The following is a 21644-nucleotide window of genomic DNA, read 5'->3' on the forward strand; positions in this document are numbered from 1 at the left end:
GCGCCCGTAATACGCGGCGCCCCCGTCCGTAACACGCGCGCCGCACGCTGGGCGGCATGTCCGACGTCACCGCTGTCCCCACCCACTGCCCCTACTGCGCCCTGCAGTGCGGCATGCGGCTCCGCCCGACCGGCACGGCGGAGCTGCCCGCCGAGGTGGTCGAGCGGACCGACTTCCCGGTCAACCGGGGTGCCCTGTGCGGCAAGGGCCGCACCGCCCCCGCCGTACTCTCCTCCCGGGTCAGGCTCACCGAGCCCCTGGTCCGCCGCCCCGACTCCGGGGCGCTCGAACCGGCCTCCTGGGAGGAGGCGCTCGCCGCCGTCGCCGAAGGACTGCGCCGGACCCGCGCCGGCCACGGTCCCGACGCGGTGGGGGTCTTCGGCGGCGGCGGGCTCACCAACGAGAAGGCGTACGCGCTCGGCAAGTTCGCCCGGCTCGTCCTCGCCACCTCGCAGATCGACTACAACGGGCGCTTCTGCATGTCCTCGGCCGCCGCCGCCCACCAGCGGGCCTTCGGCCTCGACCGGGGCCTGCCCTTCCCGCTGGAGGACATCCCCCGGACGGGGTGCGTGATCCTCGTCGGCTCCAACCTGGCCGAGACCATGCCGCCCGCGCTGCGCTACCTCACCGAGCTGAAGGAGAACGGCGGGAAGCTGATCGTCGTCGACCCGCGCCGCACCCGCACCGCCGAACAGGCCGACCTCCACCTCGCCCCCCGCCCCGGCACCGACCTCGCGCTCGCCCTCGGCCTGCTGCACCTGGTGGTCGCCGAGGGCCGCGTCGACGAGGAGTTCGTCGCCGCGCGCACCACCGGCTGGGAGGCCGCCCGCGCCGGGGCGATGGCCCACTGGCCGGAGCACGTCGAGCGGATCACCGGCGTCCCGGTGCCGGACCTGCGCGCGGCGGTCGCGCTGTTCTGCGACGCCGAGAACTCCATGGTGCTGACCGCGCGCGGCCCCGAGCAGCAGTCCAAGGGCACCGACACCGTCGGCGCCTGGATCAACCTGTGCCTCGCCACCGGGCGGGCCGGCCGGCCGCTCTCCGGCTACGGCTGCCTCACCGGCCAGGGCAACGGCCAGGGCGGCCGGGAGCACGGCCAGAAGGCCGACCAGCTGCCCGGCTACCGCAAGCTCGACGACCCCGCCGCCCGCGCCCACGTCGCCGGCGTGTGGGGCGTCGCCCCCGAGACCCTGCCGGGGCCGGGGCGCAGCGCCTACGAACTCCTCGACGCGCTCGGCGGCGAGGTGAGGTCGCTGCTCCTCATGGGCTCCAACCCGGTCGTCTCCGCGCCGCGCGCCGCCCACGTCGAGGAGCGGCTGCGGTCGCTCGACTTCCTCGCCGTCGCCGACGTGGTGCTCTCCGAGACCGCCGCCCTCGCCGACGTGGTGCTGCCGGTGACCCAGTGGGCCGAGGAGACCGGCACCATGACCAACCTGGAGGGGCGGGTGCTGCTGCGCCGCCGCGCCCTCACCCCGCCGGACGGGGTCCGCACCGACCTGGAGGTGCTGCACGCGCTCGCCGGGCTGCTCGGCTGGGAGAAGGGCTTCCCCACCGACCCGGAGGAGGTCTTCGGCGAGCTGCGGCGGGCCTCGGCCGGCGGGCCCGCCGACTACTCGGGCATCAGCTACCGGCGGATCGAGGAGGAGCAGGGCGTCTTCTGGCCCTGCCCCGACGAGGGGCACGCGGGCACGCCCCGGCTGTTCCTGGACCGCTTCGCGACCGCCGACGGGCGGGCCCGGTTCGTGCCGGTGACGCACCGGCCGGCCGCCGAGGAGACCGACGCCGAGTACCCGGTGGTCCTCACCACCGGCCGGGTCGTCTCCCAGTACCAGTCCGGGGCGCAGACCCGGCGGGTGGCGGAGCTGAACGCCGCCGCGCCCGGCCCGTTCGTGGAGCTGCACCCGCGGCTCGCGGACCGGCTGGGGGTCGCGGAGGGCGAGCCGGTCGCGGTGGTGTCGCGGCGCGGGCGGGCGGTGGCACCGGCCCGGATCACCGGGGCGATCCGCCCGGACACCGTCTTCATGCCGTTCCACTGGTACGGGGAGGGCCGGGCGAACACCCTGGTGAACCCGGCGCTCGACCCGGTCTCCCGGATGCCCGAGTTCAAGGTGTGCGCGGTGCGGCTGGAGCCGGTACGGGAGTGATCAGGGGCGGTCGAACCAGTCGCCGCTCTCGATGACCGGGCCGAGGGGGGCGTCCGGGGCGGCGACGAAGACCCAGGCGGAGACCGTGGCCCCGTCCTCCGTGCGGATCACGTCCATGGCCGTGCGCTCGTAGCCGACGGGCAGTTCCAGGCGGTCGAGCAGGCCGAACAGGGCGCCGTAGTCGCCGGGCGACGGGGTGAGGAGGGAGCCGACCACCCGGCCGCCGGCCTGCGGGACGACGTACGGGTAGCCGGGTCCGTCGTGCAGGACGGCGCCGGGCAGCACGGCGGCGGCCTCGGTGCCGATCCGGCCGGCGAGGAACCGGTCGTGGTTGTAGCCGCCGGGGCGCAGCGTCCCGTACACGAAGAACGGCCGCTCCTCCTGGGGCAGGTCCGCCGCGTCGGGGCCGCCGCTCGTCTCCTCCTCGACCCAGCGGGCGTACCGCTCGGCGACCCGGGTGACCCGGGTGGCGAGGATCTCGGGCGTCTCGTAGTCGTGGGCGGCGAGGAGGTGGGCCTCCAGGGCCGGGTAGCGGGCCTCGGTGGTCTTGAGGACCACCTCCCACTCCTCGGTGGTCTCGATCGCGCCCCGCCAGTGGTAGACGGAGGTGACGGGGCCGGAGATCTGCGCGCAGGCGGCGAGCCGGGCCTCGACGGCGCCGCGCGCCAGGGCGTCGGCCTTGGCGCGGGCGTCGGTGGTGGTGCGGACGGTGACGATCACCCCTCCACGGTAGGGGCGAACTGGGCCGCGTGCAGCCGGGCGTACGCCCCTCCGGCGGCGAGGAGTTCCTCGTGAGTGCCCTGCTCGGCGATGCGGCCGCCGTCCATGACGACGATGGTGTCGGCGTCCCGGATGGTGGAGAGCCGGTGGGCGACGACGAAGCTGGTGCGGCCGGCGCGCAGGGCGGACATGGCCCGCTGGACGTGGAGTTCGGTGCGGGTGTCGACGGAGCTGGTGGCCTCGTCGAGGACGAGGATCACCGGGTCGGCGAGGAAGGCGCGGGCGAGGGTGACGAGCTGCCGTTCGCCGGCGCTGAGGCCGCCGCCGTCCTCGTCGAGGACGGTGTCGTACCCGTCGGGGAGGGTGCGGATGAACCGGTCGGCGTGGACGGCCTCGGCGGCGGCGGTGATCCGCTCGCGGGAGACCTCGCCGGGGACGCCGTAGGCGATGTTGTCGGCGATGGTGCCGCCGAACAGCCAGGTGTCCTGGAGGACCATGCCGATGCCGGAGCGCAGCTCCTCGCGGTCCATCCGGGCGGTGTCGGTGCCATCGAGGAGGATCCGGCCGCCGGTGGGCTCGTGGAACCGGAGCAGCAGGTTGACGAGGGTGGTCTTGCCGGCGCCGGTGGGGCCGACGAGGGCGACGGTGCGGCCGGGTTCGACGGTGAGGGAGACGTCCTCCAGGAGCGGCCGGCCGGGGTCGTAGCGGAAGGAGACGCGGTCGAGGACGACCCGGCCGCGGAGCCGGGCGGGCTTCTCGGGGGCGGCGGGGGCGGGGCTCTCCTCGTCGGCGTCGAGGAGGTCGAAGACCCGCTCGGCGGAGGCGATGCCGGACTGGAGCAGGGCGGCCATGGCGGCGACCTGGTTGACGGGGCCGTTGAACTCGTACGAGTACTGGACGAAGGCCTGGACGTCGCCGACGGTCAGGGTGCCGCTCGCGACCTTCAGTCCGCCGAGGACGGCGATGAGGACGTAGGTGAGGTTGCCGACGAGGGTGACGGCGGGCTGGACGAGGCCGGAGACGACCTGGGCGCGCAGCCCCGCCCGGTACAGCTCGTCGCCGAGCTCGTCGAAGCGGCGGACGGCCTCGTCGCGGCGGCCGAAGGCGACGACCTCGGTGTGGCCGGTGACGGTCTCCTCGGTGTGGGCGCCGAGCCGGCCGGTGACCGCCCACTGGCGGGCGAACTGGGGCTGGGCGCGGCGGGCGACGAGGGCGGCGAGGCCGAGGGAGACGGGCACGGTGCCGAGGGCGACGAGGGCGAGGACCGGGGAGATCCAGAGCATCATCGCGAGCACCCCGAGGAGGGTGAGCACGGCCCGGATCATCTGGTTGAGGGCCTGCTGGAGGGTCTGGGTGACGTTGTCGACGTCGTTGGTGACGCGGGACAGGACCTCGCCGCGGGGCTGGCCGTCGAGGTAGCCGAGGGGCAGCCGGGCCAGCTTGTGCTGGGCGCGTGCGCGGAGGCGGTGGCCGGCCCGCTGGGCGACGTCGGTGACGAGCCGCTGCTGGCCCCAGGTGAGCAGGGAGGCGCCGGCGACGGCGGCGCCGGCGGCGGAGAGCTGGCGGGCGACGGCGGGGAAGTCGACGCCGTGCGGGCCGGCGGCGCCGGTGAGGACGAGGTCGGTGGCGCGGCCGAGGAGGAGCGGGGTGAGGACGGTGAGGCCGACGGCGGCGGCGCCGGTGGCGAGGGCGGCGGTGAGCGGGGCGCGGTCGGGGGCGAGGGTGCGCAGCAGGCGGACGGCGGAGGCGCGGAAGTGGAGGGAGCGTTCGAGGGAGGGGGTGCCGGGGGCGCCGGGCCCGCCGCCCGGCTGGGGGGCGGGGCCGCGGCGGGCGGGGGCGGTGGGGCGGGGTGCGGTGGCGGTGGTCACGCGGCGGCCTCCTCGGTGGGCTGGGAGCGGACGATCTCCCGGTAGGTGGGGCTGGTGGCGAGGAGTTCGTCGTGGGTGCCGGTGCCGACGGCGCGGCCCCGGTCGAGGACGACGATCCGGTCGGCGTGGCGGATGGTGGAGACCCGCTGGGCGACGAGGAGGACGGTGGCGCCGGCGGTCTCGCGGCGCAGGGCGGCGCGGAGCCGGGCGTCGGTGGCGTTGTCGAGGGCGGAGAAGGAGTCGTCGAAGAGGTAGACGCGGGGGCGGGCGACGAGGACCCGGGCGATGGCGAGCCGCTGCCGCTGGCCGCCGGAGAGGTTGGCGCCGCCCTGGCTGACGGGGGCGTCGAGGCCGTCGTCGAGGGCGCGGACGAAGTCGGCGGCCTGGGCGGTCTCCAGGGCGTGCCACAGCTCGTCGTCGGTGGCGTCGGGGCGGCCGTACCGCAGGTTGGTGGCGATGGTGCCGGTGAAGAGGTAGGGCTTCTGGGGGACGAGGCCGACGGTGGCGGCGGTGAGGGCGGGGTCGAGGGTGCGGACGTCGGTGCCGTCGAGGAGGACCCGGCCGTCGGTGGCGTGGAGGAGCCGGGGCACGAGGCCGAGGAGGGTGGACTTGCCGCTGCCGGTGGAGCCGATGATCGCGGTGGTCTCGCCGGGGGCGGCGTGCAGGGTGACGCCGCTGAGGACGGGTTCCTCGGCGCCGGGGTAGCGGAAGCCGACGTCCTCCAGGGTGAGGCGGCCGGCTCCGGGGAGGGTGCGGACGGGATCGGCGGGCGGGGTGAGGGCGGGGACGGTGCCGAGGAGTTCGCGGACGCGGGCGGCGCCGGCCTCGGCGCGGGGCAGGTGCATGAGGAGGAAGAGCGCCATCATCACGGACATGGCGGTCTGGAGGAGGTAGCCGAGGAAGGCGACGAGGGCGCCGGCCCGGACGGCCCCGGAGTCGATGCGGTGGGCGCCGGCCCAGATGAGGACGATCGTGGTGGCCTCCCAGATCAGCAGGACGACCGGGTACATGACGGCCTGGAGCCGGCCGGCCCGCAGGCCGGTGTCGAGGAGGGCGTCGTTGGCGGCGGCGAAGCGGGCGCGTTCGTGGCGGTCGCGGACGAAGGCGCGGACGACCCGGACGCCGGTGATCTGTTCGCGCAGGACGCGGGTGACCCGGTCGAGGTGGTCCTGCATGCCCCGGAAGTGGGGGCGCATGCGGAGGACGACGGCGCCGACGGCGAGGGTCATGACGGGGACGAAGAGGAGCAGGACGAGGGCGAGCGGCACGTCCTGGCGCAGGGCCATGGCGAGTCCGCCGGCGCACAGCAGCGGGGCGGCAACCAGCAGGGTGAGGACGAGGACGGTGAAGGTCTGGATCTGCTGGACGTCGTTGGTGGCGCGGGTGATGAGGGAGGCGGTGCCGAAGCGTCCGCGTTCCAGGGCGGAGAAGTCCTGGATGCGGCGGAAGACCTCGGAGCGCAGGTCGCGGGCGACGGCGAGGGCGATCCGGGCGGCGGTGAAGGTGACGGCGACGGCCGCGGCGGCCTGGAGGAGGGTGACGCCGGCCATGACGGCGCCGCCGGAGAGGATGCGGCCGGTGTCGCCGCGGAGGACGCCCTCGTCGATGACGCCGGCGTTGAGGGCGGGCAGGGTGAGGGAGGCGAGGCTCTGGAGGAGCTGGAGGACGACGAGTAGGGCGAGGGGGGCGCGGTGGGGCCGGAGCCGCCCGGCGAGGAGGCGCAGCAGGGTCATGGCCGGGCTCCTCAGGCGGCGTACGGGCGGAGGGACTTGGCGTCCTTGAGGGCGCGTCCCCACCAGGCCAGCTGGTCGAGCATGAGCTTGGCGCCGTTCTCGGGGCCGGTGGGGTCCTTGAAGGAGCCGTCGTCGTCGAACAGGCCGTGGGCGTTGGGGAGGACGACGCCGTCGCGGACCGTGACGGCGTGCATCTCGGCGTAGACCTGGCGGAGCTGCTCGACGGCGCGGATGCCGCCGGAGATGCCGCCGTAGGAGACGAAGCCGACGGGCTTGGCGCGCCACTCGGTGTAGTGGCGGTCGATGAGGTTCTTGAGGGAGGCGGGGAAGGAGTGGTTGTACTCCGGGGTCAGGACGACGTACGCGTCGGCGGCCTCCAGGACGGGGGTGACGCGGGCGAGTTCGGCGCGGACGGCGGGGTCGGGGTCGTAGGAGAGGGAGGTGGGGAGGCGGACCTCGGCGAGGTCGAGGACGGTGAGGGTGAAGTCGGGGCGCTCGGCGACGCGGGTGCGGAACCAGTCGGCGATGACGGGGGCGAAGCGGCCTTCGCGGTCGCTGGCGACGACGAGGGCGAGGGTCAGGGGGGCGGCGGCCTGGGCGGCGGCGGAGTTCGTGATGTCCATGGCGAGAAGCGTGGTACCTCAAGTTTGGTTGAGGTCAAGCGCGGCCGAAAAGATCTTCGCCGGGGCCGCCGGGACTACCGTGGGGCCATGACGACGACACCCTCCCCGGCGCCCGTGCACATCGAGCTCGACGGGGTCCCCGCCGCCGATCCCGGGCAGCTCGCCGCCGTGATGGGCGGCTACGGCCACTTCACCGCGATGCAGGTGCGGGACGGCCGGGTGAAGGGCCTCGGCCTGCACCTCGACCGCCTCGACGGCGCGACCCGCGAGCTGTTCGGCGTGCCGCTGCCGGGCGACCGGGTCCGGGACCTGCTGGCGCGGGCCGTCCGGGCGTCGGGCCGGCGGGACTGCTCGGCGCGGGTGTACGGGTACGAGGACGGGCCCCGGGTCCGGGTGGTCGTCGCGGTCCGGGAGGCCGCGCCCGACGGTCCGGGAGCCCCGCAGCGGCTGATGTCCGTCGGCTACCTGCGGCCGGCGGCGCACCTCAAGCACCTGGGCGGCTTCGCGCAGCGCTACCACGGGGACGCGGCGCGCCGGGCCGGGTTCGACGACGCGCTGCTGACCTCCCCGGAGGGCGAGGTCGCCGAGGGCGCGGTCGCCAACGTCGCCTTCTGGGACGGCACTTCGGTGGTGTGGCCGGCGGCCCCGCAGCTCGCCGGGATCACCATGGCGCTCCTGGAGCCCCGGCTGCCGTCGGTCCGCCGGCCCGTCACTCTCGCCGAACTGCCGGGATTCCGGGCGGCGTTCACGGCGAACTCGCGCACGATCGCGCCGGTGACGGGCGTCGACGGGGTGACGTACCCGGTCGACGAGGCGCTGATGGCACGGGTCTTCGCCGCCTACGCGGAGGTGCCGGGCGAGATGATCGTCTCCGGTGACGGGGGCGGTTCCGCCGACTAGCCTGCGCCCATGGTGTTCAAGAGACTTTTCGGCGGCGGCGGGGTTCCGCTGGAGATCGACACGCTCATCCCCGACGAGCCGGTCCGCCCGGGCGGCAGGCTGCGCGGCGAGGTCGTGGTCCGCGCGCCCGAACGCGACCTGAAGATCGAGTCGATACGCATGCGGATGGTCGTCAACGCCTCCCTCCACCACAAGGGCGACGGCGACGGCACGGACGACGGCACGACCCTCTGCTATCCCAGTGCGAGCGGCTGGTTCGAGCTGAAGAAGGGCGAGGAGCGGCGCATCGCGTTCTCCGAGCGACTGAAGTGGGAGACCCCGCCGAACGAGTCGCGCGGCGAGCGGCTGGGCGTCTCGATCGGCGTCCGGACCGAGGTCGAGGCGGTCGGGGTCAAGGCGGCGACGGACCTGGACCCGGTGCGGGTGGAGACGCTGCCACTGCACGAGGCGGTCCTCGACGCCTTCGCGGCCGAGGGGTACGCCTTCGAGAGCTCCCGGGTCCACGAGTCCCCGCCGGGCCGCGCCGAGTACCACCTCTACCTGTGGCAGGGCTTCCGGCTCGCCGACCGGCGGGGCGGGGAGGGCCGGGCGCCCCGGGTGGAGCTGACCTTCCACACCAACGCGGTCGGCTGCGAGATCTTCCTGCGCCGGTTCCGGGAGGGCGCCGACCCGTACTGGGACAAGAAGCCGAAGGCCCTGCGCTTCGTGGCCGCGCACCACGAGGTCGGCAGCCGCGACTTCGGCGCCGACGCCCGGCAGTGGCTGGAGCGGCTGGCCACGATGAAGCGGGGCAAGGGCGACCCGGCGGACGAGGACTGACGTACGCCCCGGGGCCCGCCGGACTCACTCCGGGAGCCCTCACGGGCTCGGCTCCCGGGCCCCGCTCGGCCCCTCCTCCGGGCCCCGCCCGAACCCTCCTCTCGGCCCCGCCCGGCCCCTCCTCCGGGCCCCCGCTCGAACCCTCCTCCGGGCCCCGCTCGGGCCCCCTTCCGGGCCCCGCTCACCCGTTCGGCACGACACGCCACCTGACGCCGCGAAACCCGCCCCGACCTGCGGAAACGCCGTGATTCCAGTCGACGCGCCGTATCGGACGGAGCAATCCTGACGCGCCATCAGCAGGCGGGGCGCGCGCCGGGGCCGTTTCCTCGGTCGTACGGAAGACCGAACGACCGCGCGCCCCGGAGGAACCCCACCATGCGCCCCACTGCCCGCCTGCTCACCGGAACCGCGCTGACGGTCGTCGCGCTCGGCGCCTTCGCCGCGCCGACGGCGTACGCGAACGAGAACGAGAACGACGGCCGCCCCCAGACGCTGGAGATCTACCCCTCCACCGCCTCCCCCGGCACCACCGTCACCGTGAACACCCTCGCCTGCGGCAAGAACGGGCACGGCGTCGGCGACGCGAACTCGGTCGGCGCCGGCGAGTTCCAGCTGAGCCCCAGCACCCACAAGGAGGTCGTGGTCGGGCAGTTCACGCTGCCCCAGCACGCCAAGCCGGGCACCCACTGGATCGCCGTCGCCTGCGACAACGGCCGGACCGCCCGCGGCGAGCTGACCGTGAAGCACCGCGAGCCCAGCGGTCACGTCAAGACCGGTGTCGGCGGCAGCATCGGCCCCGACACCGCCCAGGTCACGGCAGGCGCGGCGGTGCTGGCCGCGACTGCCGTCGGCGGTGTGTGGCTCATGCGGCGCCGGGCGAGCGGCGCCCAGGGCCACTGATCACACCGCCCGTCCCGCCCCCGCCCGGCTCCCGCACACGGCCGGCCGGGGGCGGGACCTTCCCGCTGACACCCCCGTGAGGAAGGCAGACGTGAGCAACAGGAGCAAGGGCTGGGGCCTGGCGGTGGCCGCCTGCGTCGGCCTCTGGCTCGTCCAGAACGGCTCGGAGGACGTCACCCCGCCCGTCCCGTCCGCCGCCCAGGCGTTCGCCGCCGGGCCGAGCGTGCACACCGACGCCGCCGCCGACCCGCTGCCGTCGTCGCCGCCGGTGCGGCTGCGCATCCCGGAGACCGACGTGGACGCGCCCATGACCCGGCTCGGCCTGGACGCGAAGGGCGCCCTGGAGGTGCCGCCCGCCGAGGACCGCAACCTGGCGGGCTGGTACGCGGACGGCGTCACGCCCGGCGCCAAGGGCACCGCGATCGTCGCCGGCCACGTCGACAACGCCGGCGGCCCCGCCGTCTTCTACACCCTCGGCGCCCTGAAGAAGGGCCACCGGATCGAGATCGACCGCGAGGACGGCAGGACCGCCGTCTTCACCGTCGACGCCGTCGAGGTGTACGACAACGACGCCTTCCCCGACGAGAAGGTGTACGGCGCCACCGACCGCGCCGAGCTCCGCGTGATCACCTGCGGCGGCGGGTTCTCCGCGAAGAGCGGCGGCTACCAGGGGAACGTGGTGGCCTTCGGGCACCTCATCGGCGTGCGCTGAGCCGGACCGGTCAGCCGCTCCACTGGTCCCAGCCCAGCTTGGCGACCATGCCGAGGACCACCACCAGCAGCACCGCGCGGACGAACCCCGAGCCCTTGCTCAGCGCCATCCGGGCGCCGATCGTCCCGCCCGCCAGGTTGAAGGCCGCCATGAGGGCGGCCAGCTGCCAGTAGACCGTGCCGGCCAGGGCGAAGGTGACGAGCGCGCCCGCGTTGGTGCAGACGTTGACGATCTTGGCGGTGGCGGAGGCCGTCACCAGGTCCAGGTGGAGCACGGCGGTCAGCGCGAGCACCAGGAAGGTGCCGGTGCCGGGCCCGAACAGACCGTCGTAGAAGCCGATCCCGCCGCCCACCAGGACGATCGCCGTGACGATCCGGGCCCGGGTGAGCGGCGCCCGGTCCGCCTCCGCCCGCACGCCGAACGACGGCCGCAGGATCACGAAGGCGGCCACCGCGACCAGCACGACGATGATCAGCGGACGCAGCACCTCCTTGCTGACCATGGTCACGAACAGGGCGCCGAACGACGAGCCCGCGAGGGCCGCGAGCCCGACCCGCACCGCCGTCCCCACCGGCACCTTCGTCTTGCGCGCGTACGTGACGGCCGCGCCGGTCGTGCCCACGATCGCGACCGCCTTGTTGGTCCCGAGGACGTAGCCGTTCGCCGCGTTCGGGAAGGCGATCAGCAGCGCCGGCAGGAGCAGCAGCCCGCCTCCCCCGACCACGGCGTCGATCCAGCCCGCGACGAGCGCGGCCAGACACAGCAGGACCAGGGTGGTGAGCGTGATCTCGGGCATGCGGCGAGCCTAGGGACGGGATCGTTGCCCCGTCCACGGATCCCGTGATCGTTGAGCGAACTCTGAGCTTGCGGGGCCCGCCGCCCTCACAGCCCGCCCCCGCGCCCGCGGAGATCAGCGTTCCGTACGGGAAACAGACGGGATGCCACCGGGAAACACCCGGCCCGCACCCTTCCCGGTATGAGTACACGGATCGTGGTGGTCGGAGGCGGAACGGCGGGCCTCCGCCTCGCCCAGCGCCTGCCGGTCACCCTCCTCGGCGAGGAGCCGCACGCCCCGTACAACCGGGTGCTGCTCGCCGACGTCCTCGCCGGGCGGTACGCCCCCGAGGTCATCGCCCTGCCCGAGCCCCGCGAGCCGGTGCGCCGCGGGATCCGGGCGGTGGCGATCGACCGGGCGGCCCGCACCGTCACGTGCGCGGACGGCTCGCGGGTCGGCTACGACCGGCTGGTCCTCGCCACCGGCTCCAACCCGGTGCTGCCGCCGCTGCGCGGACTGCGCGGCGCGGAGCTCCCCCGGGGCGTGCACTCCTTCCGCACCCTCGACGACTGCCTCGCCCTGCGGGAGGCCGTCCGCCCGGGCGTCCGCGCCGTCGTGATCGGCGGTGGCCTCCTCGGCGTGTCCGCGGCGCGGGCGCTGGCCGCGCTGGGCGCCGAGGTGGTCCTCACCCAGCAGGGCGAGGGCCTGATGGAACGCCACCTGGACCCGCACGCCTCCGTCCTGCTGCGCGCGCACCTGGACGGGCTCGGCGTCGAGACCCACACCGAGTGCCGGGTCAGCGGCCTGCGGCAGCGGGACGGGGCGGTGACGGCGGTCGAGCTGGCCGACGGCTTCGTCCTGGACGCCCAGGTCGTGGTCCTCGCCTGCGGGGTGCGCCCCCGGGTCGCGCTGGCCCGCGAGGCCGGGCTCGACGTGCGGACCGGGATCGTCGTCGACGACGAGCTGCGGACCTCCGACCCGTCCATCCACGCGATCGGCGACTGCGCCGAGCACGACGGCCGGGTGTACGGCCTCGCCGGGCCCGCGCTGGAGCAGGCCGACGTCCTCGCGGACGTGCTGTCCGGCACCGCGGGCCCCCGCTACACCGGCACCCGGGCCCTCACCCGGCTCACGCTCGGCGGGGCCCGGCCGCTGGACCTCGCCGCCTTCGGCGAGGCCACGCCCCTGCCGGGCGACGACGTCGTCCAGCTGACCGACGCCACCCGGGGCGCGTACCGCAAGGTCGTCGTCCGCGACAACCGGCTCGTCGGGGGCGTCCTCCTCGGCGACCTGGCCGCGGTCGGCGCGCTCGCCCGGGCCTGGGAGGGCGACGAAGCCCTGCCGGAGGCCCCCCTGCTGCACCTGCTCACCCACGACGGAGGCTCCGCATGACCACCCCCACCATCGTCCTGGTCGGCCACGGAATGGTCGGCCAGCGCTTCCTGGAGGCGCTCGCCGACCGGGGCGTCACCGAGCGGGCCCGGATCGTGGTGCTCTGCGAGGAGCCCCGCCCGGCCTACGACCGGGTCCAGCTGACCTCGTACTTCTCCGGGAGGACGCCCGACGAGCTGTCGATGGTCGAGGACGGCTTCCTGGAGCGGCACGGCATCGAGCTGCACACCGACGAACCCGTCGTGAGCGTCGACCGGGCGGCCCGGACCGTGACCACCCGGTCGGGCCGGACCGTCGGCTACGACCACCTGGTGCTCGCCACCGGCTCGTACCCCTTCGTGCCGCCGGTGCCCGGCAAGGACGCCGCCGGCTGCTTCGTCTACCGCACGATCGAGGACCTGCTCGCCATCGAGGAGTACGCCAGGACGGCCACGACCGGCGCGGTCGTCGGCGGCGGCCTGCTCGGCCTGGAGGCGGCCGGCGCGCTGAAGGGCCTCGGACTCGACACCCACATCGTGGAGTTCGCGCCGCGGCTGATGCCGGTGCAGGTCGACGACGGCGGCGGCGCCGCCCTGCTGCGCACCATCGAGCAGATGGGGCTGACCGTGCACACCGGCACCGGCACCCAGGAGGTCCTCACCGCCGACGGGTCGGTGACCGGCATGAAGCTGTCGGACGGCACCGAACTCGGCGTCGACATGGTGGTGTTCTCGGCCGGTGTACGTCCCCGGGACCAGCTGGCCCGGGAGTGCGGGCTCGACGTGGGCGAGCGCGGCGGCATCGCCGTCGACGCGCGGTGCCGCACCTCCGACCCGGCCGTCTTCGCCATCGGCGAGTGCGCGCTCGCCGCCGACGGGCGGGTCTACGGCCTGGTCGCGCCCGGCTACGAGATGGCGCAGACGGTCGCCTCGGTGCTCGCCGAGGAGGAGACCGGCGACGGCTTCACCGGCGCCGACCTCTCCACCAAGCTGAAGCTGCTCGGCGTGGACGTGGCCTCCTTCGGCGACGCGCACGGCACCGCCGACGGCTGCCTCGACGTCGTCTACTCCGACTCCCGGACCGGCGTCTACAAGAAGCTGGTGGTGGACGGCGAGGGCCGGCTCCTCGGCGGCGTGCTGGTCGGCGACGCCGAGGCGTACGGGCTGCTGCGCCCGCTCACCGGCTCGAAGCCGCCGGTCTCCCCCGAACAGCTGGTCCTCCCGGCGGGCGCCGGGGCGCCCGTGGCGCTCGGCCCGTCCGCGCTCCCCGACGACGCCGTCATCTGCTCCTGCCACAACGTCACCAAGCACGCCATCACCCAGTGCGCCACGCTGCCCGAGGTGAAGAAGTGCACCAAGGCCGGCACCGGCTGCGGCAGTTGCGTGAAGGTCATCGAGAAGCTGCTCCCGAAGGCCGCCGACACGGGGCTGTGCGGCTGCTTCCCGTACACCCGCAGCGAGCTCTACGAGATCGCCCGCACCCTGCGGGTGACCTCCTTCGCGGCGCTGCTCGACTCGCACGGGCGGGACGGCGCGAAGGGCGGCGAGGGCTGCGAGGTGTGCAAGCCGACCGTCGGCTCGATCCTCGCCTCCCTCAACAACGGGTACATCCTCGACGGCGAGCAGGCCGCGCTCCAGGACACCAACGACCACCACCTCGCCAACCTCCAGCGCAACGGCTCCTATTCGGTGGTCCCTCGCATCCCCGGCGGCGAGATCACCCCGGAGAAGCTGATCGTGATCGGCGAGGTGGCCCGCGACTTCGGCCTCTACACGAAGATCACCGGCGGTCAGCGGATCGACCTCTTCGGCGCCCGCGTCGACCAGCTCCCGGCGATCTGGACCCGGCTGGTGGACGCCGGCTTCGAGTCCGGACACGCCTACGGCAAGGCGCTGCGCACGGTGAAGTCCTGCGTGGGGCAGACCTGGTGCCGCTACGGCGTCCAGGACTCGGTGCGGATGGCGATCCAGCTGGAGCTGCGCTACCGGGGCCTGCGCGCCCCGCACAAGCTGAAGTCGGCGGTCTCCGGCTGCGCCCGCGAGTGCGCCGAGGCCCAGTCGAAGGACTTCGGCGTGATCGCCACGGCGAACGGCTGGAACCTGTACGTCGGCGGCAACGGCGGCGCGACCCCGCGTCACGCGGACCTGCTGGCCCAGGACCTGTCCGACGCCGAACTGGTGCGGCTCATCGACCGGTTCCTGATGTTCTACATCCGGACGGCGGACCGCCTGGAGCGGACGTCGGTGTGGCTGGAGCGCCTGGAGGGCGGGCTCGACCACCTCCGCGACGTGATCGTGAAGGACTCGCTCGGCCTGTGCGGCGAGCTGGAGACGCTGATGGCGGCGCACGTCGCCGGCTACCGGGACGAGTGGGCCGAGACCCTGGACGACCCGGAGCGGCTGCGCCGCTTCGTCTCCTTCGTGAACGCGCCGGAGACCCCCGACCCGACCGTGCGGTTCGTGCCCGAGCGGGACCAGATCAAGCCGGACCTCACCGTCCTGACCATCGGCACCCCGGAAGGAGCCCTGTCCCGATGAAGACCCTCGAACTCTCGCCCGCCGAGGACTCCTGGATGACGGTCTGCGAGGAGGCCCGGCTCACCCCGGGCCGCGGCCTGGCGGCGCTGCTGCCGGACGGCCGGCAGGCGGCCGTCTTCCGGGACCGGGCGGGGCGGGCGTACGCGATCGACAACCGCGATCCCTTCACCGGGGCGCAGGTGCTGTCCCGGGGGCTGCTCGGCACGGCGGACGGGCGTCCGTACGTGGCGTCGCCGCTGCTGAAGCAGCGCTTCGACCTGGTGACCGGGCGCTGCCTGGACGACGACGAGGTGGCGGTGGCGGTCTATCCGGTCCGCCTCAGCTGACTTGACCGCTCGTTCCAGAAAGACGTACGGTCACCGCGTGGCCAGGACCAAGGAATTCGATCCCTCGGCCGCGCTCCAGGCGGCGCTCGACCTGTTCTGGGCGCGCGGCTACGAGGCGACGTCGATGGCGGACCTCGTGGAGCACCTCGGCATCGGCCGGGCCAGCCTCTACGCGACCTTCGGCAGCAAGCACGAGCTGTACCTGAAGGCGCTGGAGCGCTACCAGGAGACCCGGGACGGGGAGCTCTTCGGGGAGCTGGCCGGACCGGGCCCGGCACTGCCGGCCGTGCGGGCGCTGGTCCGCCGCTTCGCCGCCGAGGCGACGGACGGGGACGGGCGGCGGAACGGCTGCTTCGTCACCAACTCGGCGTCGGAACTCGCCGCGCGCGACCCGGCGGTGGCCCGGCGGGTGGAGCTGAGCTGGGAGCAGGTCGAGACCCTGCTGCACGCGGCGCTGGTCCGGGCCCGCGCCCAGGGCGAGCTGCCGGAGGGCCGCGATCCGCGCGCGCTCGCCCGGACGCTGCTGGTCCTGCTCCAGGGGATCCGGGTGGTCGGCAAGGCGTCGGCGGACCCGGCCCGGGTGCGGGACGCGGCGGAGGAGGCCCTGCGCCTGCTGGACTGAGCCACCGCTCGACGGGCGCCCTCAGGGGCGCCCTTTTTCCGGCCTTCATTCTGGAACGTACGGTCCATAAAGCTGTGGTCCGCAACTCTTCGGGGAGGAACCCATGTCCGCTCGCTTCACCGGCCGCGTCGCCCTCGTCACCGGCGCCGGCTCCGGCCTCGGCAGGGAGATCGCCCGCGCCTTCGCCGCCGAGGGCGCGCGGGTGGTGGCGGCCGGCCGCACCGCCGCCGCGCTCGACGGGACGGTGGCGCTGATCGAGGCCGCCGGCGGGACGGCCACCGCCGTCACCGCCGACGTCACCAGCGCCGAGTCCACCCGCGCCCTGGTCCGCCGCGCGGTGGAGACGTACGGCGGGCTGCACGTCGCGGTGAACAACGCGGGGATCTTCCGGGGCGGCCACAGCGCCGCCGACTTCCCCCTCGACGACTGGCAGGCCCTGCTGGACACCAACGTCACCGGCGTCCTGCACGCCCTCCAGGCCGAGGTCGCCCACATGCGGGCGCACGGCGGCGGCGCGATCGTCAACATCTCGTCCAACCTGGGCCCGCACGTCCGCGTCCCGGGCGTCTTCGGCTACCAGGTCTCCAAGGCCGCCGTCTCCGCGCTCACCCGCGCCGCGGCCCGCGACCACATCGCCGACGGGGTGCGGATCAACGCGGTCAGCCCGGGCGCCGCCGAGTCCGCGATGTCGCTGCTTCCCGGCGAGACGGAGGCCGACCGGGAGCTCCGGATGAAGGAGCAGTCGCCGCTGGGGCGGGTCGTCTCGGCGGCCGAGGTGGCGGCGGCGGTGCTGCATCTCGCCTCGGACGCGGCGGGCTCGACCGTCGGCACCGACCTGGTGATCGACGGCGGCGTCTCCGCCTGAGCCCGCCGGAGGGGGCGGTCAGCCCTGCGCGGCGGACTCGTCCATCCAGAAGACCTCCCAGTGGTGCCCGTCCGGGTCGGCGAAGGAGCGGCCGTACATGAAGCCCAGGTCCATCGGCTCCTTCGCCGGGCTGCCGCCCACCTCCAGGGCCCGGTCGGCCAGCTCGTCGGCCTTCTCGCGGCTCTCCGCGTTCAGGGTCAGCAGGACCTGAGTGGTGGCGGAGGCGTCGGCGATCGCCTTGCCCGGCGCGGTGAAGCCGGCGAACTTCTCCTCGGTGAGCAGCATGACGAAGATGGCGTCGCTGATCACCACACAGGCGGCGGTCTCGTCGCTGAACTGCGGGTTGATCGCGTACCCGAGCTTCTCGTAGAAGTTCTTGCTGGCGTCGAGGTCCTTCACGGGCAGGTTCACGAAGATCATCTGCGGGGCCATGGCGCTCTCTCTCCTCCGTCGTGCGGTGCTGTCGAGAGGTAAGACGGGCGGGACGGCCCGAACTCATCGCCCGCCGGACGGATTTTTTCGTTCAGCCCGCCGCGCGCAGGGTGAGCGCCGCCAGCGGGACGAAGCCGCCGGTCCCGCCGGACGCGGCGGCGGCCTCCGCGCCGGGCCCGCCGAGCCGCTTCAGCATCGAGACGGCGATCCGCTCCCCCATCGCCTTGGCCCGGTCCGCGCGCGGGCCGCGGTGCCGCCCGTCGACGGTGGCGTGCCAGAGCTGGACCCAGCGCCCGAAGTGGGCGGGAGTGAGGGGGCGGGCGGAGTGCAGCGCGGCGTGCGGGGCGAAGGCGTCCCGGCCGTACGCGGCGGTACGGAAGAGGGCCCGCTCCCAGAAGTCGGCGATGCGCGGCAGGTGGACCTCCAGGCCGGTGCCGGCGACCTCGGTGAAGAACGGCCCGATGAGGGGGTCGGCGAAGGCGGCCCCGTAGAACCGGCGCAGCAGCACGTCGAGGTCGTCGCGACCGCCGATGTCGGTGGGCTCCCGTGTCTCGCGCATGCGTCCAGTCTCCCCTCCCCCGCCCCCGCACCCCCAGTGCCGAAGGTCCCGCCCGCGCTCAGGACGCCGCGCGGGTCCAGCGGCTGAGGGTGCCGGTCGCCCGGTCGTGGGTGAGCCAGGTGCCGTCGCCGAGGGGGCGGACGCAGCCGGAGACGCGGGACGGGTACGCGACGGGGCCGAGCGGCCGCAGCTCTCCGTCGAGGAGCCAGTGGCCCGGGCCGTCCTCGCCGCCGGCGGTCTCGGCGACGGCGACGACGGTGTCCGGGCCGGCGAACCCCGCCGCGAAGTCCCACCTCCGGTCGCCCCCGAGGTCCGCGGCGTCCCGTTCGGCGAGGACGCTGCCGTCGGGGGCGTGCAGCTGGAGGTCGTGGCAGCCGTGCTCGACGGTCAGGTGGCGGGGGCGCGCGGGGTGGACGTCGAGCAGGATCCGGTCGAGCCCGTCCCCCAGGTCCCGTACCGTCACCGCCGCTCCGTCCCGGCGCCCCGCGTACAGCAGCACCCCGTCCTGGCCCATCCCTACGCAGAGCAGGACGGTCTCCCCGTCCGGCAGGGTGCGCTGGTGGGAGCCCGCGGCGACGCTGTCCTCCAGCGGGATCCGGCCGATCTCGGACCCGTCCCGGGCGTCGAGCACCGCCCACCGTTCTTGCTCGTCCTCCCCGACGACGTGGGCCCAGACGAGCCGCCCGTCGGCGGAGACCAGCACCGAGCCGTGCTCCAGGCCGGAGCAGACCTCCTGGTCGTCGCCGGTGTGGGGGTGGCCGATCACCGGGCCCCAGCAGCCGTGCCGGTACTCCCACAGCGCGCGCCCGTCCGCGGCCACCGCCCGGACCGCCCGCTGGCCCGCGAAGACGGCGAAGCCCAGGTCCGGGGCGACCGCGTCCACGCCCCGGTCCCAGCCGGGCCAGGGCGCGGGGAAGACGGCGGCCGGCTCCGGCGCCCCGGAGAAGAGCGCCGGGAGCCGGTGGACCTCCAGGCGGCCGGCCCGCCGCAGCGCGAGGCCGCCGGGGCCCGCCTCGCGGACCGGGCCGTCCACGAGGTCCGCCCCGCCCGGCAGCCGTACCGATCCGAGCAGCTGTGCGGTGATCGTCATGGCGCGAACCTAGCGTTCGCCGCCGGCCCCGGGTCCCCCGCCCCCCGCCCGCCCCTTCCCCGTCACCGTTTGTTGATGCACAGTCAACTCCGCACTCCTAGATTCCCCTCGCGCGGCCCCGCCGCTGACCGTGCGGCGGGCGGTCACACACCCCCTGGAGAAAACGTGGAGCGACGCAGTTTCCTGCGTGGAGCGGTCATCGGCACCTCGGCGGCGGCCTTCGGCGGCACCCTGATGCGTGGCGCGGCCTACGCGGCCCCGGCCCAGCCCGGCGCCGGGCCGTACGGGGCACTCGGCGCGTCGGACGCGAACGGCATCATGCTGCCGGCCGGGTTCACCAGCCGGGTCATCGCCCGCTCGGGACAGACCGTCCCCGGCACCTCGTACACCTGGCACAACGCCCCCGACGGCGGCGCCTGCTACGCCGACGGCACCGGCTGGATCTACGTCTCCAACTCGGAGATCAACCCCGGCGGCGGCGCCAGCGCGGTCCGGTTCTCCTCGACCGGCGCCATCACCGGCGCGTACCGGATCCTGTCGAACACCCGGCAGAACTGCGCGGGCGGCAAGACCCCGTGGAACACCTGGCTCTCCTGCGAGGAGGTCAGCCTCGGGTACGTCTACGAGAGCGACCCCTACGGCGTGAACGCGGCCGTCCGCCGGGACGCCATGGGCCGCTTCAAGCACGAGGCCGCCGCCGCCGACCCGGTCCGCAAGGTGATCTACCTGACCGAGGACGAGTCGGACGGCTGCTTCTACCGGTTCATACCGACCACCTGGGGGAACCTCTCGTCCGGCACCCTCCAGGTCCTCAAGGCCGGCACGGCCACCTCCGGCTCCTTCACCTGGCAGAACGTGCCGGACCCGGACGGCTCCCCGACCACCACCCGCACCCAGGTCTCCGGCGCGAAGAAGTTCAGCGGCGGCGAGGGCTGCCACTACGCCAACGACACCGTCTGGTTCACCACCAAGGGCGACAACCGCCTCTGGCAGCTCAACCTGCTGAACAACACCTACGAGCTCGCCTACGACGACTCGCTGGTGCCGAGCGGCGCCGCCCCGCTCACCGGCGTGGACAACGTCACCGGCTCCTCCTCCGGCGACCTGTTCGTCGCCGAGGACGGCGGCAACATGGAGATCTGCCTGATCACGCCGGACGACACCGTCGCGCCCTTCCTGCGGATCAACGGCCAGTCCTCCTCCGAGATCTGCGGCCCCGCCTTCTCCCCCGACGGCAAGCGGCTGTACTTCTCCAGCCAGCGCGGCACCTCCGGCAGCTCCTCCGGCGGCATCACCTACGAGGTGACCGGCCCGTTCCGCGCGTAACAGCGCTCCTCCCCGCGCCGCTGGGCCGCCCCGCCTCCGCCGAGGAGCGCGGCGCCCAGCGGCGTCAGCGTGTGCAGCACCGCGTTCCCGTGCCGCAGGGTCGCTATCAGGCCGGCCTCCCGCAGCACGCCCGCGTGCTGGCTCGCCGAGGCGAGCGACACCCCGGCCCGGCGCGCCAGCTCGCTCGTCGTCCCGCCGTCCCCGATGGCCTGGAGGACCTCCGCGCGGGTCTGGCCCACCAGCTTCGCCAGCGAGGAGGCGCCCGGCGGGCGGACCGTCGGCGCCTCCCCGTGGGTCACCGGGTAGACCAGCACCGGCGGCAGCGCCGGGTCCCGCAGCATCACCGGCGTGCCCCGGCAGAAGTACGACGGCTGGAGCAGCAGCCCCCGCCCGTCCAGGTGCACGTCCCGGTCGACCGGGTAGGCCGCCTCCAGGACCGGCGCCCGCCACGTCAGCATCGGCGGCAGCGAGCCCAGCAGCTCCTCCGCCCCGCCGTCGAGGACGGCCCGGCCCCGGCGCGCCCGGTCCGCCTCCACCCGGGCCTGGATGTGCGGCCAGTACGGCTCCACGGCCGCCCGGTGGTAGCTGCGCAGCGCCCCGAGGAGCCGGTCGAAGGGCTCCGGGCCGCCGTCGGCGAGGGCCCGCAGCGAGTGCGGCACGGTCCGGCCGCCGCTCCGGTCGGCGGCCAGCAGGGACAGCTCCGAGCGGAGCCGGCCGGACGGGGTCGCGCGGACCGCCTGGAGCCCGTCGTCGAGGCCGTGCAGGCCCTCCGCCGGGGTGAGGAAATCGGGGAAATAGCCGCGGCTCGGGACGAGGGCGGCCAGCAGCCGGGTCTCCCCGCCGAGCCGCGTCCGCGTTTCCGTGCGCCATCCGCCGAACACCACCGGTCCGCGCCGGTCCCTTAAACGGTGAAAGCTGAGAATCGTTTCCCACAGGACGTCAGGACGGGCGGCGATCCGCACCCCCGCCAGATCGTCCGCGGTGAAATGAATACGAAGCATGAAGTCCCCACCTGTGCACTCGCAACCACCCCGCGATCGAGTATGCACTCCATCACTGCACGTTACCAGGGTGTTTCAGCCACAGTTGAAAAGCATCGCGGCGAACAGGGCCCACCGGAAATGCTGTGCGGGTCGGGCAGGAAACCTTCAGGACCGAGGTGACGTGGTGAAGACCGTGGGGGGCTTTGCCCGTCCGGCGGCGGTCGGCGAGGGTTGCGGCTCACCTGCCCGACACCGTGAAAAGGCTGGGGCCCCCGGGTGGGGATCCGGGGGCCGCGGCCGAAACATCCGCAAACACAGACGTTCAATTTCCAATAATTC

The 21644-nt window shown here is 74.5% G+C and carries 20 protein-coding genes; 11 read left to right on the top strand and 9 right to left on the bottom strand.

Translation table 11 applies throughout. The annotated features are described in order from the left end of the window. The first annotated feature begins 56 nt into the window (after positions 1–56). Entirely contained in the window at positions 57–2144 is a 2088-nt protein-coding gene (locus tag ACFVQZ_RS28965; RefSeq protein ID WP_383627562.1) for a molybdopterin oxidoreductase family protein, read from the top strand. Here ACFVQZ_RS28965 and cutA read toward each other — a convergent pair whose 3' ends face one another. From cutA to ACFVQZ_RS28985, 4 genes are read right to left on the bottom strand one after another with little or no spacing between them, the layout of a single operon-like run. Further along, positions 2145–2864 (bottom strand): divalent cation tolerance protein CutA, encoded by a 720-nt coding sequence (cutA, locus tag ACFVQZ_RS28970; RefSeq protein WP_383627565.1) that lies wholly within the window; start codon positions 2862–2864, stop codon positions 2145–2147. It abuts the gene before it with no gap. Beyond that, the gene (locus ACFVQZ_RS28975) at positions 2861–4732 is read right to left on the bottom strand and encodes an ABC transporter ATP-binding protein (protein WP_383627567.1); all 1872 of its coding nucleotides are present in this window, start codon (positions 4730–4732) and stop codon (positions 2861–2863) included. Before ACFVQZ_RS28975 ends, cutA begins: the two co-directional genes overlap by 4 nt. After that, positions 4729–6465, bottom strand: coding sequence for an ABC transporter ATP-binding protein (locus ACFVQZ_RS28980; RefSeq protein WP_383627570.1), 1737 nt, complete (start codon positions 6463–6465; stop codon positions 4729–4731). Before ACFVQZ_RS28980 ends, ACFVQZ_RS28975 begins: the two co-directional genes overlap by 4 nt. An 11-nt stretch (positions 6466–6476) precedes the next feature. Further along, positions 6477–7088, bottom strand: a complete 612-nt coding sequence (locus ACFVQZ_RS28985) for an NADPH-dependent FMN reductase (protein WP_383627573.1) — start codon at positions 7086–7088, stop codon at positions 6477–6479. An 87-nt stretch (positions 7089–7175) separates the two neighbouring features. On the opposite strand from ACFVQZ_RS28985, the gene ACFVQZ_RS28990 reads away from it, so the two are divergent. From ACFVQZ_RS28990 to ACFVQZ_RS29005, 4 genes are all read left to right on the top strand, one after another. Beyond that, on the top strand, positions 7176–7988 hold the full coding sequence (locus ACFVQZ_RS28990; RefSeq protein ID WP_383627576.1) for an aminotransferase class IV: 813 nt from the start codon (positions 7176–7178) through the stop codon (positions 7986–7988). A gap of 9 nt (positions 7989–7997) precedes the next feature. Next, complete coding sequence (locus tag ACFVQZ_RS28995) at positions 7998–8807, top strand: sporulation protein (protein ID WP_383627579.1); 810 nt, start codon at positions 7998–8000, stop codon at positions 8805–8807. 375 nt (positions 8808–9182) lie between these two features. Then, the gene (locus ACFVQZ_RS29000) at positions 9183–9707 is read left to right on the top strand and encodes a hypothetical protein (protein WP_030494182.1); all 525 of its coding nucleotides are present in this window, start codon (positions 9183–9185) and stop codon (positions 9705–9707) included. Between the two features lie 91 nt (positions 9708–9798). After that, positions 9799–10419, top strand: a complete 621-nt coding sequence (locus ACFVQZ_RS29005) for a class F sortase (RefSeq protein ID WP_383627582.1) — start codon at positions 9799–9801, stop codon at positions 10417–10419. 10 nt (positions 10420–10429) lie between these two features. Here the strand turns inward: ACFVQZ_RS29005 and ACFVQZ_RS29010 are convergent, their stop codons facing one another. Beyond that, on the bottom strand, positions 10430–11215 hold the full coding sequence (locus ACFVQZ_RS29010) for a TSUP family transporter (protein WP_030494180.1): 786 nt from the start codon (positions 11213–11215) through the stop codon (positions 10430–10432). Positions 11216–11395: 180 nt separating this feature from the next. Here ACFVQZ_RS29010 and ACFVQZ_RS29015 point away from each other — a divergent pair, with 180 nt between their 5' ends. From ACFVQZ_RS29015 to ACFVQZ_RS29035, 5 genes are all read left to right on the top strand, one after another. Beyond that, on the top strand, positions 11396–12586 hold the full coding sequence (locus ACFVQZ_RS29015; protein ID WP_383627585.1) for an NAD(P)/FAD-dependent oxidoreductase: 1191 nt from the start codon (positions 11396–11398) through the stop codon (positions 12584–12586). Further along, entirely contained in the window at positions 12583–15102 is a 2520-nt protein-coding gene (nirB, locus tag ACFVQZ_RS29020) for a nitrite reductase large subunit NirB (RefSeq protein ID WP_383627588.1), read from the top strand. The genes ACFVQZ_RS29015 and nirB overlap by 4 nt, the downstream gene beginning before the upstream one ends. Further along, a complete protein-coding gene (gene nirD, locus ACFVQZ_RS29025) occupies positions 15099–15428 on the top strand; it encodes a nitrite reductase small subunit NirD (protein ID WP_030494177.1) in 330 nt (109 codons plus the stop codon). Before nirB ends, nirD begins: the two co-directional genes overlap by 4 nt. Positions 15429–15465: 37 nt before the next feature. Beyond that, entirely contained in the window at positions 15466–16050 is a 585-nt protein-coding gene (locus tag ACFVQZ_RS29030) for a TetR/AcrR family transcriptional regulator (RefSeq protein WP_030494176.1), read from the top strand. A gap of 103 nt (positions 16051–16153) precedes the next feature. Beyond that, positions 16154–16915, top strand: a complete 762-nt coding sequence (locus tag ACFVQZ_RS29035; protein ID WP_383627592.1) for an SDR family NAD(P)-dependent oxidoreductase — start codon at positions 16154–16156, stop codon at positions 16913–16915. Positions 16916–16933: 18 nt separating this feature from the next. Here ACFVQZ_RS29035 and ACFVQZ_RS29040 read toward each other — a convergent pair whose 3' ends face one another. The 3 genes from ACFVQZ_RS29040 to ACFVQZ_RS29050 all read right to left on the bottom strand — a co-directional run bounded on the left by ACFVQZ_RS29040 (position 16934) and on the right by ACFVQZ_RS29050 (position 18996). Continuing rightward, positions 16934–17347, bottom strand: a complete 414-nt coding sequence (locus ACFVQZ_RS29040; protein WP_030494174.1) for a VOC family protein — start codon at positions 17345–17347, stop codon at positions 16934–16936. Between the two features lie 91 nt (positions 17348–17438). Next, on the bottom strand, positions 17439–17906 hold the full coding sequence (locus ACFVQZ_RS29045) for a group III truncated hemoglobin (RefSeq protein ID WP_383627595.1): 468 nt from the start codon (positions 17904–17906) through the stop codon (positions 17439–17441). Positions 17907–17964: 58 nt separating this feature from the next. Continuing rightward, entirely contained in the window at positions 17965–18996 is a 1032-nt protein-coding gene (locus ACFVQZ_RS29050; RefSeq protein WP_383627598.1) for a hypothetical protein, read from the bottom strand. A 165-nt stretch (positions 18997–19161) separates the two neighbouring features. Between ACFVQZ_RS29050 and ACFVQZ_RS29055 the strand changes: the two genes are divergently transcribed. Next, complete coding sequence (locus ACFVQZ_RS29055; RefSeq protein WP_383627601.1) at positions 19162–20322, top strand: PhoX family protein; 1161 nt, start codon at positions 19162–19164, stop codon at positions 20320–20322. On the opposite strand, the gene ACFVQZ_RS29060 is transcribed toward ACFVQZ_RS29055, so the two are convergent. After that, positions 20292–21323, bottom strand: coding sequence for a helix-turn-helix domain-containing protein (locus ACFVQZ_RS29060; protein ID WP_030494170.1), 1032 nt, complete (start codon positions 21321–21323; stop codon positions 20292–20294). The genes ACFVQZ_RS29055 and ACFVQZ_RS29060 overlap by 31 nt on opposite strands. Between the last annotated feature and the right edge of the window lie 321 nt (positions 21324–21644).

The organism is Streptomyces sp. NPDC057854 (assembly GCF_042797055.1).
In the GTDB taxonomy this organism is placed as follows: Bacteria; Actinomycetota; Actinomycetes; order Streptomycetales; family Streptomycetaceae; genus Streptomyces.